The 15,636-nt window shown below is 60.5% G+C and carries 13 protein-coding genes; 5 read left to right on the top strand and 8 right to left on the bottom strand.

Going from position 1 to position 15,636, the window contains the following annotated elements:
* Window positions 1-52: 52 nt before the first annotated feature.
* Together H8F21_RS16610 and yghU are read right to left on the bottom strand one after the other, a co-directional pair.
* Window positions 53-3,460 (bottom strand): Ig-like domain-containing protein, encoded by a 3,408-nt coding sequence (locus H8F21_RS16610; RefSeq protein ID WP_203481133.1) that lies wholly within the window; start codon window positions 3,458-3,460, stop codon window positions 53-55.
* Window positions 3,461-3,714: 254 nt separating this feature from the next.
* Window positions 3,715-4,554: a glutathione-dependent disulfide-bond oxidoreductase gene (gene yghU, locus H8F21_RS16605; RefSeq protein WP_203481134.1), complete on the bottom strand. Its 840-nt coding sequence runs from the start codon at window positions 4,552-4,554 to the stop codon at window positions 3,715-3,717.
* A 71-nt stretch (window positions 4,555-4,625) separates the two neighbouring features.
* Between yghU and H8F21_RS16600 the strand changes: the two genes are divergently transcribed.
* Window positions 4,626-5,042, top strand: coding sequence for a bleomycin resistance protein (locus H8F21_RS16600; RefSeq protein WP_203481135.1), 417 nt, complete (start codon window positions 4,626-4,628; stop codon window positions 5,040-5,042).
* A 105-nt stretch (window positions 5,043-5,147) separates the two neighbouring features.
* Here the strand turns inward: H8F21_RS16600 and H8F21_RS16595 are convergent, their stop codons facing one another.
* The 4 genes from H8F21_RS16595 to H8F21_RS16580 form a co-directional block, all read right to left on the bottom strand.
* Window positions 5,148-6,500: a glutamine synthetase family protein gene (locus H8F21_RS16595; RefSeq protein ID WP_203481137.1), complete on the bottom strand. Its 1,353-nt coding sequence runs from the start codon at window positions 6,498-6,500 to the stop codon at window positions 5,148-5,150.
* A gap of 23 nt (window positions 6,501-6,523) precedes the next feature.
* Entirely contained in the window at window positions 6,524-7,081 is a 558-nt protein-coding gene (locus H8F21_RS16590; protein ID WP_136477097.1) for a helix-turn-helix domain-containing protein, read from the bottom strand.
* 12 nt (window positions 7,082-7,093) lie between these two features.
* Window positions 7,094-8,383, bottom strand: coding sequence for an NAD(P)/FAD-dependent oxidoreductase (locus tag H8F21_RS16585; RefSeq protein ID WP_203481139.1), 1,290 nt, complete (start codon window positions 8,381-8,383; stop codon window positions 7,094-7,096).
* 102 nt (window positions 8,384-8,485) lie between these two features.
* Complete coding sequence (locus H8F21_RS16580; RefSeq protein ID WP_203481141.1) at window positions 8,486-8,935, bottom strand: multidrug/biocide efflux PACE transporter; 450 nt, start codon at window positions 8,933-8,935, stop codon at window positions 8,486-8,488.
* 93 nt (window positions 8,936-9,028) lie between these two features.
* Between H8F21_RS16580 and H8F21_RS16575 the strand changes: the two genes are divergently transcribed.
* Window positions 9,029-9,889 (top strand): LysR family transcriptional regulator, encoded by an 861-nt coding sequence (locus H8F21_RS16575; protein ID WP_203481142.1) that lies wholly within the window; start codon window positions 9,029-9,031, stop codon window positions 9,887-9,889.
* Here the strand turns inward: H8F21_RS16575 and H8F21_RS16570 are convergent.
* Window positions 9,831-11,042 (bottom strand): GGDEF domain-containing protein, encoded by a 1,212-nt coding sequence (locus H8F21_RS16570; protein WP_203481144.1) that lies wholly within the window; start codon window positions 11,040-11,042, stop codon window positions 9,831-9,833. The genes H8F21_RS16575 and H8F21_RS16570 overlap by 59 nt on opposite strands.
* 156 nt (window positions 11,043-11,198) lie before the next feature.
* Between H8F21_RS16570 and H8F21_RS16565 the strand changes: the two genes are divergently transcribed.
* The 3 genes from H8F21_RS16565 (at window position 11,199) to H8F21_RS16555 (ending at window position 14,386) form a co-directional block, all read left to right on the top strand.
* The gene (locus H8F21_RS16565; RefSeq protein WP_203481146.1) at window positions 11,199-12,086 is read left to right on the top strand and encodes a LysR substrate-binding domain-containing protein; all 888 of its coding nucleotides are present in this window, start codon (window positions 11,199-11,201) and stop codon (window positions 12,084-12,086) included.
* Between the two features lie 93 nt (window positions 12,087-12,179).
* Window positions 12,180-13,292 (top strand): agmatine deiminase, encoded by a 1,113-nt coding sequence (gene aguA, locus H8F21_RS16560; protein WP_203585046.1) that lies wholly within the window; start codon window positions 12,180-12,182, stop codon window positions 13,290-13,292.
* On the top strand, window positions 13,289-14,386 hold the full coding sequence (locus H8F21_RS16555) for an extracellular solute-binding protein (RefSeq protein WP_203481150.1): 1,098 nt from the start codon (window positions 13,289-13,291) through the stop codon (window positions 14,384-14,386). Before aguA ends, H8F21_RS16555 begins: the two co-directional genes overlap by 4 nt.
* A gap of 27 nt (window positions 14,387-14,413) precedes the next feature.
* Here H8F21_RS16555 and H8F21_RS16550 read toward each other — a convergent pair whose 3' ends face one another.
* Complete coding sequence (locus H8F21_RS16550) at window positions 14,414-15,577, bottom strand: amidohydrolase family protein (protein WP_203481152.1); 1,164 nt, start codon at window positions 15,575-15,577, stop codon at window positions 14,414-14,416.
* Window positions 15,578-15,636 lie beyond the last annotated feature (59 nt).

The raw sequence follows: 15,636 nt of genomic DNA, 5'->3' as shown, positions 1-15,636 counted from the left end.
GTGTATACGCCGGCCTCCCGATCAGACTGCGCTGAACGGGAGGCCGGAGGGGTCACCGTATGCTCAACGGTGCGGTAACCGCTTTGCCATTGGCGGGCTTGATTGTTACCGTTGGCGGCTGCGAAGGCACCGTGCCGACGGTGTTCGCCGACAGCCGCCACATACCACCGGACAGCACCGTGGCAGTTCCTAGGTTCAACGTGCCGCTGGTGGTCGATGCTGTAACTGCCAGGGTATCGCCAACTTTCAGCGCACTGGTTCCCGCCAGTTCCCAGGCGTAGCGGTTGTTGCTGCGCACGGTGACAGTGGCGTTGGTGACCTTCACGTTCTGATCGACTTCGACAACCGCCGGGGTCACCGAAACCCTTACGTTGGCGGCCAACTCCGAGACCGCGCCGCGGGCATCCTTGATCTTGTATTCGAAGAGCGCGGTGTAGGCTTCACTTACCGTTTCAGGCGGCGTGAAGGTCACCCGTGTGCCGTCGGTACTGACAATGCCCAGGCCGGAGTCGGGTTGCCCCAGGCTGACCACTGTGAGCGGCATATCCCCATCTGGGTCGCTGTCGTTGCTCAGTACATTGAGCGTGACCGCGACTCCCGCTTTGGTCGCGCCGCTGTCATCCCGGGCGATCGGTAGTTGATTGTCTTCGTCATCGCCGCCACCGGGTCCCTGTTCTTCCTCGTCACGGAAGGAGGGCAAGGCTGCAGAACTGATGTAGGTCACACCGTCCCAGGTGGGCATGGGCGAGGGCATCAGTTCGAGCTGACCAGGGTTCTCGAGGTCGAAGCGCAGCAACATGGAGTTGTCTTCGTGCTGGGTGTTGTGGCAATGCTCCATGAATGTGCCAGCAAACTCGCGGAAGCGAATCGCCATTTCCAGCTCGCCGGAGCTGTCCACCTCCGGACCTACCCGATACACGTCCTTACGGGCCCATTTTTCCCATTCAGGCGGAGCCTTGCCGTCGCGATTGAGAATGACACCTTCCTCGAAGTGCACATGCACCGGGTGGCTCCAGCCATTGCCGCCATTCTTGATTTTCCAGACTTCCAGGGTGCCATCTCCTGCGTAGCCTGCGTCTGTCGGCCCGTTGGCCAACTGAGGCGCGGCGGTAATTCGCCGCGGGTCCATGGAGTAACCAAAGCCGCCATCGGTCTTGATCGTCCAGGGGGCGGTGTCGGTACCGTCGGAGCGTCCAAATTCAAAGCTGCGATGGCGTGCCTGCTTGAGCTTGGCTTGCATGTTCTGATCGTTGCGGTCGATGGTCAGCGGAATCATTTTCTTGCCCGCAGCCTTGCCAGGCTTGGCCGGTTCGTAGGCAACCGGGTCGAGGCTCTGGTCTACGCCGCTGTAGGGTTTTACGTTGAACTGCAGGAATTTGCCGACGACAGGGTCGCCGTCGCGCCACCTGGGACCCTTGCTGGTTTGATCGATGACCGCCTTGTATTTCTCCGAGAGCACATCAGCCAGGGACACGGCATCCTTGCTTGGGCCTTTGCCGGTGTCATGTTCCATGAGGTTGACGAAGAAAATCTTGTCGCCAGGTTGAATGCCATGTTTGGCGAAGTTAATGATGATGTCGTAGCGCTCGGCAATGGCCATGGTTGGCATGATGCCGTTGTCGTCCTTGAGGTCGCCATTGCCGTTCAGGTCCAGGCTGCCGTCGAACGGTATGGCGTGTTCCATGATGTTGCCGTCGTTGGCGATCATGTGGAACGGCACGCGGTTGTAGGAAACCCCGGAGCCTTGCGGGCCACGGAACTCGCCGCCATTGCCACGGACCTCACGCACCACGGCAATCTTCATGTAGCGCGACACCGAGCCGTTGAGGATGCGCAGGCGATAGCTGCGGGCACGTACGTCGAAGTAGGGCTTGTACAGCCAGTTGACCATCATTTGGTCGCCGATGAACCCGTCGATGTTGAACGGGTTGAACCACAGCTGGCCGCTCTGATCCCAGGCCTTGTCGGCGAAGGTCAGGTTGACGTCGTAGTCGCGGTTACCCCAAGCCAGCGCCGAGCCGCTGGGCAGGCGCAAGTTGACCCCATCCTCCAGGGCTTCGTTGCCGCGGTCGAGGGCGCTGTAGTAGTTCATCATCGCCGCATTGCCTTTGTAGACGTTGTGGGCGGTGAAATCGAGCATGTGGTCGTGGAACCAGTGGGTACTCATGGTCTCGCGCCAGTCCCCGCGCACCTTGATGCTGCCGTTCTCACAGGTCTTGATGCCGGGGTTGCGGTCGTTGACCCACAGCGTTTCACCCTGGTCGCATGGGAAGGCGGCCCTGGGGTCCTGGGCGGTCGTGTTGATGGTGTCGTAGCCTGCCAGTTGCACCGGCCAGCGGTAGTCGTAGTACTGGCCTGGGAAGAAGAACGCATTGGTGTAACCGTCGCTTTCAGCGGGGTTATGGCCGTTGTGTTCATGGGTGCTGAGGGTATGCAGGCCAAAGCCGCCATTGGCTGCCGGGTCGATCGGCAAGGCGTTGTAATGACGCATCAGAATCGGCTGCCCGTACCGGGCCATCAGTAATTTGGGGGGCAAGGTGCCATCGAACGTCCACAGCGCATTGTGGTTCTGAATGGGCATGTTTGGGTGAAAGCGAATGCTGATGCCTTTGGCCGTGCCGTCGGTGGCCGGTACACCTGCGGTATTGTGATAAAGGCCACCGGGACCGAATTCGCCCTTGGCGTAGCCGTGCATCTGACGGTTATCGCGCAGGCCCTGGTTGACCCGCGCCCCGGCCTGCGCGGTCTTGATCGCGGCCTGGGGGTAGAACTCGTTCCAGCGCTGATGCGACCAGCCTTTTCCTGGTGGACGTCCTTCTGCCGGCGAGCCTACCGGATGGCGGTTGAGGAACGCTTCGATTTGCGCTTTCCAAGGGTTGCGGTCCAGCACATTGGAATACTGGGTCGGGAACGGCGAGAGTCCGGGTTGACGCAAAAACGCTTCGAGTGCGGCGCCTGCAGGGCCGCTGCGGGCGACACTGTTGGGGTCTTGCTCGGGCGCTGGCCCGGTTGTGGGGATGGGGAAGGGAATGTTCCCGGCTTCGACAGTGGGGTCGAGCTTTTCCGGGCCGAACTCTTCGTACAAGAGCATCTGCTGGGTGAAGGGTTGCGCGCCAAACAAAGGACTGGCCAAGCCGTTGGTTGGGTAATTGAACGATGTCTGCTTTAACGGCGGCATCACGTTCTCGCTGCGCGGTGTCGTTCTATCGCCGTAGACGCCATTGGGCAGAGCGAGCGAGCCATGGTTGCCCTCTGGCAGCAACTTCAACCCTTCCAGTGCCTGCAGCGCAGCCTGAGGGTCGGTGGGGTGGTAGGTGTAGGCCGAAGGGTCGGTAGGCGATGGTGGACTGGTATCGTCCATCGGCGCGGCATTGGCTATGGCGATCAGCAGCGCGGACGCAATGCCTGAGTATCTGAAAAGGTGAAGCGTTGATCGGCGCTGCGTAGTGGTGTTGTACATAGCGTTTGCCTCGTGCCTATCCGTTCGGTTTCTTCGGCGTTGCCCAAATAAATATCAAATTGCCACTTTGTGATGGCATGGGGCAAAAACCGCACCAAGTCGGGTATACGAGGACGTTTAAATAAAAACGCACTGTGGTTCAAAGGCTTGCAGGGGGGGGTAGAGCGGGCCTGAAGTGAGGAACCGTTGGGGAAAGTGGGGGGAGTTCCCCATATTTGGTTATGAGTGAAAAGCTCCCCCGGTAGCCAAACCTGTCAGTCCAGGTCCGCTGCTTGATGGCGTTCCGGTACTTGGCTCGCTTCATCGCCCCAAGTTCGGTTGACTCGTCGGCCACGTTGCACCGCAGGGCGTGCGGCGATGTCCTCGGCCCAGCGTTGCACGTGGGTGTATTCCTGGACATTGAGGAATTCTGCCGCCGAATACAGGTTGCCCAGCGCCAGTTGCCCGTACCACGACCAGACCGCGATGTCAGCGATGGTGTAGCTGTCACCCGCCAGATATCGGCTTTCAGCCAGGCGACGGTTAAGCACGTCGAGTTGGCGTTTTGCTTCCATGGTGAAGCGGTTGATCGGGTACTCGAACTTCTCCGGCGCATAGGCATAGAAATGCCCGAAGCCACCGCCCAGGTAGGGCGCGGCACCCATTTGCCAAAACAGCCAATTCAAGGTTTCTGTGCGTGCGCCTGGTTCGGTAGGCAGGAAGTGGCCAAACTTTTCCGCCAGGTACAGCAGGATCGAGCCGGACTCGAATACCCGAATGGCAGGCTCCACGCTACGATCCAGCAGTGCCGGAATTTTCGAGTTGGGATTGATCTCGACAAATCCGCTGGAGAACTGATCGCCGTCGTTGATGCGAATGAGCCAGGCGTCGTATTCGGCGCGGGTTTCCCCAAGCGCCAGCAGTTCTTCGAGCAGGATCGTGACCTTTATGCCATTAGGCGTTGCCAACGAATACAACTGTAAGGGGTGCTTGCCAACCGGAAGTACCTTGTCGTGGGTTGGCCCTGCGGTTGGCCTGTTGATATTGGCGAACTCACCTCCCGACGGTGCGTCATGTTTCCAGACCTTGGGCGGGGTGTAGGTGGCTTTGCTCATAGGGTCAAATTCCTGGTTAGCTCAAGAAGTTGTGGGTAGATTGGCGCGTAAATAACGGAAGGAAAGCACACATGTTCAAGATGAATGCGCTGGTGCCGGAGATGATCGTTTCCGAACTCTCACACAGCCTACGCTTTTACTGCGAGGTGCTGGGCTTCAAAATTGAATACCAGCGTGAAGAAGACAGGTTTGCCGTCCTGTCCTTTGGTGCCAGCCAGATCATGCTTGAGCAGGATTGGCACAGCGAATCGCCGTGGCGTGTTGGACCACTGGAGCGGCCTTTTGGTCGCGGCATGAACCTGTCTATCGAATGCCCAGACGCCTCGGCATTGGCGGGTGCCTTGCTGGAGGCGGGGTATGAACTGCGCCAAGCGGTTGAAGAGCGCTGGTACCGTCAGAACGATCAACACCGAGGACAACGAAATTTTCTCGTCCTTGACCCCGACGGTTACCTCCTGCGCTTCGCCCAGGATCTCGGCGTCAAGTAGCTCCTGAGTAGACGCCATCTAACGCCGCTAGGCATGGGCTTGCCCCTCGATCTGCTGCAAAACGCGAGCCGATCGCGGGGCGAGTCCCACAGGCGGTGTGCACACTCACATGAACCAGCGGTACTCCCGGGCGCTGATGTCATGCAAGAAGGCCAGATGGTCCTGGCGCTTGTTTTCGCAGTAGACCATCACAAATTCGCTGCCCAGGCTCTGGTTGACCACAGGGTGCTGGCGCATGGCGCTGACAGCCGTAAGCATGTCCTTGGGAAACTCGATACCGCTGGCGCGATCGTCGTTGAGAGGCGCAATAGGCTCTTGGCCTGCATCCAACCCATGTTCCATGCCACTGAGAATGGCCGCCAGCACCAGGTAAGGGTTGGCGTCGGCACCGGCCAGGCGATGTTCGATGCGCAAGTTGCGCGGGTCGGACTCAGGAATGCGAATGCACGCATCACGATCCTCGTAACCCCAACTAGCACGGCTGGCAGCGTTGACCATGGCGCCGTAGCGGCGCATGGCGTTGTGGTTGGCGGCAAAGATCGGCATGCAGTTTGGCAGCAGCTCCAGGCAGCCCGCCACTGCATGGCGCAACGGACGTTGTTCATCAGCGGCGAGCAGGTTGTTGCCATCCCGGTCATACAAGCTGACGTGCACGTGCATGCCGCTGCCCGGTGCTTCCAGGTAAGGCTTGCTCATGAAGCTGGCGCGCATGCCATGCTTGAGCGCCACCCCACGCGTGCTACGGCAGAACAGCGCCGCCCAGTCAGCAGCGCGCAGGCCGTCATCGCAGTGGCCGAAGTTGATTTCAAACTGGCCGGGGCCAAGCTCGGCGGTGATCACGTTGGCGTCCACGCCTTGCTCGTTGGCCGCTTCAACCATGTCGCGCAATACGTCGGAGTAGCGTGACAAACGCTCGATGTGCATGTTCGGCTGGTCGTCCGGGTCATCACTGAACGGATCGCGGGGAAATTGTGGCAAGCCTTCCTTGAGATTGCGATCGAACAGATAGAACTCCAGCTCAAAGGCCACCACCGGACGAATGCCGCGACGTTCCAGTCGCTGCAATACCTGGGCAAGCACTTCCCGTGGCTCGAACTCGATGGGGGCGTTGGTGCCGTCCGAGCTGATGAGCATTTGCCCCAATGGCTGGTTCTCCCAGCGTACCGGCTTGAGCGTGCCTGGGATCAGGCGCCGAGGTGCGTCGGGGTCGCCATCGTTGAAGCAATAATCGCCGATGGGAAACAGGCCGCCCTGGGTCCCCAGCAGCACGCAGTTCTGCGGCAGTTTCAAAGGGCTGCCCGCGGCGACTTTTTCAAGCATGTCGATCGGGTAGCGTTTGCCATAGAAATGCCCGGGAATGTCCAGGCTGATCAAATCGACATAGCGCACTTGCGGGAATCGAGTGCGAAACTCACGAACTTCAGTGAGCAGATCGGGAAAGCTTTTTGTTGTTGTCATCGATTGCGGTCCTGCAGCGTGGTTCAACGGAATACCCAGAGCACCCGTGTTGGCTGCTCGGTGAGGTTGGCGTAGCGAAACTGGCTGTGTGGCGGTAGCTGAAAACTGTCGTTGGGGCCCAGGGTCACGGGGTCTTCGCTGTCATCGAGCCACAGGCTCAATTGCCCTTCGAGTACAAAGCCGCCTTGTTCGGAACTGTCGTTCAAGTGGCCTTCACCGCTGGTGGCGCCCGGTGCCAGATGGCTTTCGAGCATGGAGAAACTGCCAGTGAGTTTGGGCGAGACCAGCACGTCGGTGATGCCGCCGGCGTAGTAGAGCGTGCGCCGCTCTCCCGGACGCGTCACCCAGTCGACTTCCCGTGGTTTGCTCAGGTTGTAGAAGTAGGTGGTGGGCACATCCAGGGTTTCACTGATAGCGGTCAGATCGGCAACGGTGGGGCGCGAGAGGCCCCGCTCGACCTGGGACAGGAAACCCACCGAACGATCAATGCGCTGGGCAAGTTCGCCCAGGGTCAGGTTGCGGTGTTTGCGCAGATCACGGATCAGGATCGCCAGTCCTTCGATTTCGTCCTGCATGTCCATGTAGCTGTCCTCTTAAAGGTTGTCGCGCAGGCGGTACCAGGCCTTCGCCGCGGCTTCCAGCGGGGCGGCGAGCCTATCGCCGCCAGGGAAGTGACCGTTGTCGATGGCCTGGTACAGCGCAAGCAATTGGTTGTCGCCGAGAATGGCGTCGCTGACGGCGCGGGCACCGGCCAGGGTGGGCAGCACGCCATGCCCGGAAAAGCCCTGCAACCAATAACGTTGGCCGGTTCGGCCAATGTCCGGAGTGCGGCGCAGGCTGCAATCCAGGTGTCCGCCCCAGGCGTAGTCGATGGCCACCTCACGCAACTGCGGGAAGGCCCTTTCCAGTACCGGTCGGGTGGCAGCTGCAACATCCTTGGGAATGCCGCCCAGGTACGTACAGCCACCGCCAAACAGCAGGCGGTGATCCGGGGTCAGGCGGAAGTAATCAGGCACGAATTGGTTGTCGATCACACAACTGTTGCGTGGCAGCAATGAGTGCGCCAAGGCAGGATCCAGAGGTGCAGTGGCCACCTGATAAGAGCCTACCGGCAACAAGCGTCGTGATAACTGGCGGTCGAGTTTGTCGATGTAGGCGTTGCAGGCCAGCACCAGCACGTCGCTGCGCACTTCGCCGTGTTCGGTGCGGGCGACGAAGCCGTTGGAAGTTTCGCGGTAGTCAAGCACGCGGGTTTGTTCAAACAGGCGTCCGCCTGCTGCTTCAAAAGCGCCAGCCAGGCCTTGGGCCAGTTTCAGTGGGTTGAGGTGGGCGCCTTGCGGATCGTAGAGTGCTGCCTGGTAGCGGGGGCTGTCGATCCACTCGGGCAAGGCTTCGCGCTCGATTACCTGCAGCTTGTCGTAGCCCCATTTTTCTGCAGCTTCGCGTTGAGCTTCACGGAGCATCTCGACCCGCCGTGGCAGTACGGCCGTCCACAGACTGCCGGGTCGGTAATCGACGTCGAAGCCGTGGCGTTGCGGCAAATCACGCATTTCGCTAGCCGCCCAGCACATGCTTTGCCAAAGGCGGCGGGCGTGTTCTACACCCAAGGTCTTTTCCAGCGGTTGCATGTCGCACGACCAACCCAGCAGGGCTTGCCCACCATTACGTCCAGAGGCGGCCCAGGCAACCCGGCTAGCTTCCAGCAGCGTCACCCGCTTGCCGGCCAGGGCCAGGCGCAGGGCGGTGTGCAAGCCACTGAAACCTGCTCCAATGATCAGTACCTCGGTATCCAGTCCCTCTTGCAAGGTAGGGCGCAAAGGAATGGCCCCAGGGTAGGTCTGGGCGTAGTAGCTGGCGACATGCTGGGCGGATTGCTTGAACATGGCGAGTCTCGTGAATTTTTATTGGTATATTTTCATGAAAAACTACCAGATAAATTTCACGAGTCCAAGCCCCCGCTGAATTATCGCGGGTGAATGCAGGGCCTATTGCAATTGCAGGCGGCCGCTCCTGGCTTTGATCCAGCGCTGGCGCAACAGGTCATAAACCCAGTTGTAGGCCATGGTGTAGGGCAGCATGAACGCGAAGAAGCCAATCTCCAGCATAAAGGCCTGAACCAGCGACAGGTTGAGCATCAGCGCGGCGATGGGAACCCCAATCACGACAAAGCCGATTTCGAAGCCGCTGGCGTGCAGGGCTCGCACCTTGATGCTGCGGGTAACCCGCTCGACAGGCCAGAGGCGGTCAAACACGCTGTTGTAGAGCATGTTCCAGAGCATTGCGACGGTGGACAGCACAACCGCCAACGTACCGACTTCAAGCATCGAACGATTGAGCAGCCAGGCACCGACAGGGGCGCAGATCAGCACAGCAATGACCTCGAAGCCCACGGCGTGGACGATACGCTCGACGATGGATTTATTGGAAGCAAGCATGACAGCACCTGAACAATTGGATTCGATGGGAGGATTGTCATCGCTTTTTTGCCTATGTTAAAAATAGGTTCCATCGATAAAAGCGATACACCTATGCGCTACTCTCCCGAAGCATTGCAAGCCTTTGTCGAAGCCGTGGCGCTGGGTTCCTTCTCGGCAGCGGCGCGCAAGTTGCGCAAAAGCCAGTCGACCGTCAGCGCGGCAATTGCCAATCTGGAGGCCGACCTGGGCGTCAGCCTGTTCGACCGCCAGGCACGTCATCCGGTGCTGACCGAGGCCGGTCGCAAGGTGTTGGGGCATGTCCAGGAAATTCTCGCCGCCAGTGAACGGCTCGATGAGCTGAGTATTCGCTTGGCCGACAACGTCGAGCCGCGACTGACCATTGTTCTGTCGGATATGTACCAGCTCACGCCGGATAATCAGGTGATGCATCACTTCGAGCAGCGTTACCAGGATATCGAGCTTGAATGCATGATTGCCGAGGCAGGCGATGTGCTGAGCCTGCTGCAGAGTGGCCGGGCTCATTTGGGCTTGCTTGCGGCGCAAGGGAGCTACCCGCCCGACATCGGCACCCGCAGGTTGCCCAAACAAGCACAAATGGGCATTTTCGTTGCCAGCGGACACCCCTTGGCGACCGTGCAGCAACCGACCCAGGCGCACTTGGCTAGCCATCGCCAGTTGTACCTCAACACCTACACCGACAGCGAAAACAAACCCCAAGGCCGGGTCTGGTCGGCGCCGGATTACCTGTTGCTGCTGGAAATGACCGAACAGGGGTTTGGCTGGGCCGAGCTGCCACATGGGTTGGTGCAGCAGTACGGCCATGGCCAGTTGGTAGAGCTGATGTTGGGCGGATGGCCACGGCCGATCGCTGTGGATGCGGCGTGGTCGCGCCTCACTCCGCCGGGGCCGGCGGGGTTATGGTTGCTGGACTGGCTGGCTCGTGAGCACTGACAGGGCGTCGGTACACGCGCACGCGATTACGGCCTGCATCCTTGGCCGCATACAGCGCATTGTCGGCCATTGAGAGCAGGCGTGAAAGCTCATGCTCGCCGGCCTTGCTGGTAACAATGCCGATGCTCACACTCAGCAGACCAGGGGCCGGCAGCGGCACGGCATGGAAGCTGCTGCAGATGCGTTGGGCCACTTGCAGTGCTTGATCCTCGTCGGCATTGCCGAGCAGGCAGGCGAATTCCTCTCCGCCGATGCGAGCGAACACGTCTTCCTGGCGAATATTTTGATTGGCTACCTGGCTGAAGTCGATCAATGCGCGGTCGCCGGACTGATGACCATAGGCATCGTTGAGTCGTTTGAAGTGATCCAGGTCGCACAGTAACAGGGCTACCGACTCGCCTCGTCGCGCGCACCCCGCCAGCAACTGCTCACCACGCGACATGAATGCGCGGCGATTGCCGATACCGGTCAACGCGTCGGTGTAGGCGGCCGCCTTGAACTTCAGCTCGGCACGCTCGCGCACCATGGCCAAGGTTACATAAGCGATCGCAATGGCGTAGAGCATCGACTCGAACAGCAGAATGGCGAAAAAGAGCGTGCCACGGCCTGTACTGGCGAGCGCGTGCTCAATGGAAATCCCATGGTCGGCGAAGCTGCGTAAGGCGTAGAAGCCTGTGTGTGCCAGGGTCAGCAGCAACGCAGGCAGGTAGGCCACTTCCAGACGCTTGCGATTGCGCCACAGCTCGAATGCCGACAGTGCGCCATAGATCGCCGTGATCGACGAGTACAGACCCACGCGCAGACCAAGGTCGCGGTAGAAGTCCGGCATCAGCCCCCAACAGGACCAGAGTAGGGCGCCGGCAAAAATACCCGGCAAGTGCGGCGGTCTACCGCCAAATACCCGCATCGCGGTCCAGTTCAGCGCGGCGCCCAGTAGCAGGATGTTGTTGCCCAGCACCAGCGAAGCAAATTCGGGCGCCTGGCCGCGCAGGCTGACCAGCGTTGCGCCGAGCGCGGCGCATATCAGCATGCCTCCCAGGTAGCCGAGTGTTTGCTCACGCGTGCCCCGGGACCAGGCGTGCAAGGTCAGCACACCCATCAAGCCGAAAATAAACACGGCCACCATCAACAGGGTCGGGATGCTCAGCAGCACCGGTTGGTTTCTCCGTATTCAGCCTTGCGGCCCACCGGCCAATGCCGGTTTTCAGCGGCATGCTAGCGGAGCAGGTGGTACTTTGCCAGCAGGCCGCTGCCGTCAAGCATCGGCTTGGGCTATGCTGCCTGCCGATCCTCAATCAACGAGTTGCCGATGCGTCGACTGCCTTCGCTGACCGCCCTGCGTACATTCGAGTGCGCTGCCCGCCACGGCCATTTTGGCCGGGCCGCCGCTGAATTGTGCGTGACCGACAGTGCGGTGAGCCATCAGATCCGCCAGTTGGAAGAGCAACTGGGCTGCGCGTTGTTCGTGCGCGAAGGCCGTCAGGTTCGCTTGACCAGTGAAGCGGGACGGCTATTGCAACATCTGCAGCAAGCCTTCGAGTTGATCGGCAAGGCCTGCGATGAGCTGCGCGACCCGGCTTCGCAAGCGGTGCTGCGCTTGGCCGTGACTGCGGAGTTGGCGCAGAAGTGGCTGGTGGCGCGTTTGGCGGACTTCAGCAGCCGCTATCCGCACATCACCCTGCACCTGCACGAACAACCCATTGATGCTGGCGCGCCGGCGGCCGACATCGACATCGCTATCACCTATGGCACCAGCCCGATGGATGCCAGCACCCACTTTGTTCGGCCTTTGCCGCTGTTGCAGTTCTTTCCGGTGTGCAGCCCGGGGTTATTCAACCTCGGTGGGCTCAAGCGTCCGCGTGACCTGGTGCGCCAGTGCCTGTTGCATGACGACCAGGACGGCAAGACCTGGACCGCCTGGCTCGCCACCCATGCCGAAGACGCGCAACCTGGCCGCCAACTGTATTTTCCTCACGCAGCGCTGGCCCTGGAGGCGGCGGCGCTGGGGCAGGGCGTGGCCATGGGCGACAACCTCACGTGCCAGGCCGACCTGGTCAGTGGTCGCCTGGTACGTCCGTTCGGCGCCAGTGTGGCGGCGATGGGTCAATATGCCCTGGTGTGCGAGCGCTTGCGTCTGGAGCGCGGTGCGGTGGCCGACTTCATAGAATGGTTCACCACTCAGATCAGTGAACCCTGAATTCAATTCATCAATCGCTGAGTTTTCATCGTTGGAAGCCTCGGACCGGGCGGCGTAGCGTGCAGCTATCCCCACCCAACGCAGAGGTTGTCCATGGCTCGTTCGCTTACCACCACTCCCAAGGCTGATGGTTTCCGCCTGCCCGGCGAATTCGAGAAAAAGGCCGGTTGCTGGCTGGGCTGGCCGGAACGTCCGGATGTCTGGCGTAACGGCGCTAAGCCTGCTCAGAAGGTTTGGGTCGAGATCGTTACCGCTATTGCCTCGAGTGAGCCGGTTACGGTTTGTGCGTCGGCCGCGCAGTACGCCAACGCACGCCGCCTGCTGCCCGCCCATGTGCGGGTGGTGGAGATGACCTGCAACGACACCTGGTTTAGGGACAGTGGTGCCTGCTTTGTGGTGAACGATGCCAGCGGCGAAGTGCGCGGTGTCGACTTTGAGTTCAATGCCTATGGTGGCCTCGATGGCGGCCTGTACTACCCCTGGGACAAGGACGACCAGATTGCGCAGAAGATCCTCGAAATCGAGAACCTCGACCGCTACCGTGCGCCGCTGATTGCCGAGCTTGGTGGTATTCAAAGTGATGGCCAGGGCAGCATCCTGACCACCGAGCAATGCCTGCTCAATCGCAACCGCAACGCGCATTTGGGGAAGGACGAAGTGACTCGGCGCCTGCAGGAATATCTGGGTGCTGAGCAGGTGATCTGGTTGCCGCGGGGCTGCAAGTTCGACGAGACCGATGGCCACGTCGATGATCTCGCCTGTTTCGTACGCCCTGGTGAAGTGGTGCTGCAATGGACTGACAACCGTGATGACCCACAATGGGAAATCTACCAGGAAGCCTATGACATCCTGCGCAGCACACGCGACAGCCGCGGCCGCGAGCTCACGGTGCACAAGCTGCCACAGCCCGCTGTGCTGGAGTGGACCGCCGAAGAAGCCGCCGGCCTTGATCAGGTCGATGGCACTCATCTGCGCCAGGCCGGGACGAAAATCTGCGCCTCGTACATCAACTACTATGCGGGCAACTCAGTGATCGTCCTGCCGCTGTTTGGTGATCGCAACGACACCGTTGCCCAGGCTACCCTGGCAGAACTGTTCCCCGGTCATCGCATTATCGGAATCGACAATTCCCGCGAGATTTTGCTGGGTGGGGGCAATGTCGCCTGCATCACCATGCCGCAATATGCGGGAGGAAAAATCTCATGAACCTGCGCGCCTGTGGCTTGGCCCTGGCGCTGGCGTGCGCTACGACGCAGGCGCTGGCCGCCAACGCTGAGCAGCCGACGGTAAACCTGTATATCTGGGGTGAATACCTGGCCCCAGACACCTTGGCCAACTTTGAGAAGCTCACCGGTATCCGCGTTGTCGCCGATCATTTCGACTCGCTGGAAACCGCGGAGACCAAGTTGTTGACGGGTCGCAGTGGCTACGATCTGGTACTTACAGCCGGCCAGCACCTGTCACGGGCAATCAGCAGTGGCGCGCTGCAACCTTTGGACAAGGTACGGCTACCGCATTTGGCCGGAATAGGCACTGAATTCCGCCAGCACATGGCGGTATTCGATCCAGACAATCGCTATGCCGGCACCTATGCCTGGGGTACCACGGGTGTCGGTTATCAGCAGCAGGCGATTGCTGCCCGGTTGCCCACAGCGCCGGTCGATAGCTGGGCGATGCTGTTCGACCCCGAGGTAGTTTCGAAGTTTGCCAGCTGCGGCGTGAGCCTGCTCAACGATCCCAACGAAGTGTTCGCTGCCGCCATGCGTTACCTTGGCCTGGACATCAACCAGCAGCGCACCGAAGACCTGCACCAGGCTGAAGCGTTGTTGCAGAAGGTGCGGCCGTACATTCGCTACTTTGACAACGACCGCAACATCAACGACCTGGCCAATGGCGAGACGTGTCTTGCGATGTCCTGGAATGGCAACGTGGCCATCGCACGCAATCAGGCGCAGCAGGCGGGCAAAGCCATCGATATTGCTTTCAGCATTCCGCGTGAAGGTACGTTGATCTGGCTGGATGCGCTGGTAATACCCAAGGATGCGCCGCATCCAGAGGCGGCGCTGGCGTTGATGGACTACTTGATGCGCCCGGAAGTGATCGCCCCGATCACCAACAGCATCCAGTACGCCAATGCCATTACCGCAGCCGATGCGCTGGTGGACCCGGCAATTCGCAATGATGCCGGTACTTATCCACCAACGGCGGTGCGGGCGCGGCTGTACAGCAAGAATGACAACAGCAAAGCGTTCAACCGAGAGTTGACGCGTGCCTTCAGCCGGCTCAAGTCCGGGACCTGAGCCTTGAAACTGTGCGGGCTGGCAGCTTCAGGGTTGCAGCTCGCCACGCCGGACCATGCGCCGCTCGCCAGGGACGGCGGCGACTGCGGCGGCGGCATTGGGGGCCTTGAGCACGAGGAAGGTCGCTTCATTGCCCACCTCCAATCCATAGCCGCTTTTTTCCATCACCGCGGCGCCTGCCGTGGTAGCCATGGCCAAGGCAACGTTCAAGTCCTCGTCGCTGTAAAAGCCCGAGCGGTAGCCGATCAGCATGGCGCGCTGGAGCATGTCGGCATTGCCGTAGGGCCACCAAGCGTCGCGAATGTTGTCGTTACCGGCAAACACGTTCACCCCGGCAGCGCGCAGGCGCAGGATCGGTGGAAAGGCGTGGTCGCCGGGGGCATTGGTCAGGATCGATACCTGAGCCTGGGCCAGGGTCGCGGCAATCCGCGCAAGGACATCATCAGGCACTTGGCCCAGGGCATAGGCATGGCTGACAGTGACGCGTCCCTGCAAGCCGCCAGCGCAGGTGCGCGCGGCAATTCGCTGCAGTTGTTCGACGCCTTGCAGGCCGGGCTCGTGCAAGTGAATATCAATCTTCACGCCATGGCGTTCGGCGATTCCAAAGACCACATCCAGTTGACCTTCGGCATCGCCATCCAGGGTAGTGGGGTCGATTCCGCCGATCACATCGGCACCGTCACGGATGGCTGCTTCGAGCACATCGGCGGTGCCTGAGCAAGACATCACCCCAGCCTGTGGAAAGGCCACCAGTTCGATGTCGACAATGCCTCGCCATTTTTCTCGCGCCTGCATCACTGCATGCAGATTGGTCAAACCGGTCGTGGCATCGACATCGACATGACTACGCATCGCCACGGTGCCAAACGACACGGCCTGGGCAATCAACGCATCTGCTCGCGCCACGATCGAGGGCGCGAGGGCCAATTCGCGCTTTTCCACCGCCAGGCGCTCGCGCAGGCTGCCGACTGCCTGGTGCGGATGCCAGCGATCGCCGACGAAGCTTTTGTCCAGATGAATATGGCCGTCAACAAAGCCCGGCAGCAGCAGTTGCCCACCCAGGTCGATGCACTCAACGCCTGCGATGCCAGCCACGTCGGTGCCAAGGCGGGCGATACGGCCATCGGCAACAGCCAGGGACAAGGGGCTGCCATCGGCGGCGACGGCATTGACGAACACACGATCAATCATTTCACGACCTCTTGAAGGAGGCTGCGTACCCTATAAAAAGCCAGAGGTATCGGCCAATT

Source organism: Pseudomonas arcuscaelestis (assembly GCF_016881005.1).
In the GTDB taxonomy this organism is placed as follows: Bacteria; Pseudomonadota; Gammaproteobacteria; order Pseudomonadales; family Pseudomonadaceae; genus Aquipseudomonas; species Aquipseudomonas arcuscaelestis.
The sequence above is the reverse complement of the archived record's forward strand: the minus strand, read 5'-3'. Positions and strand labels throughout refer to the sequence as shown.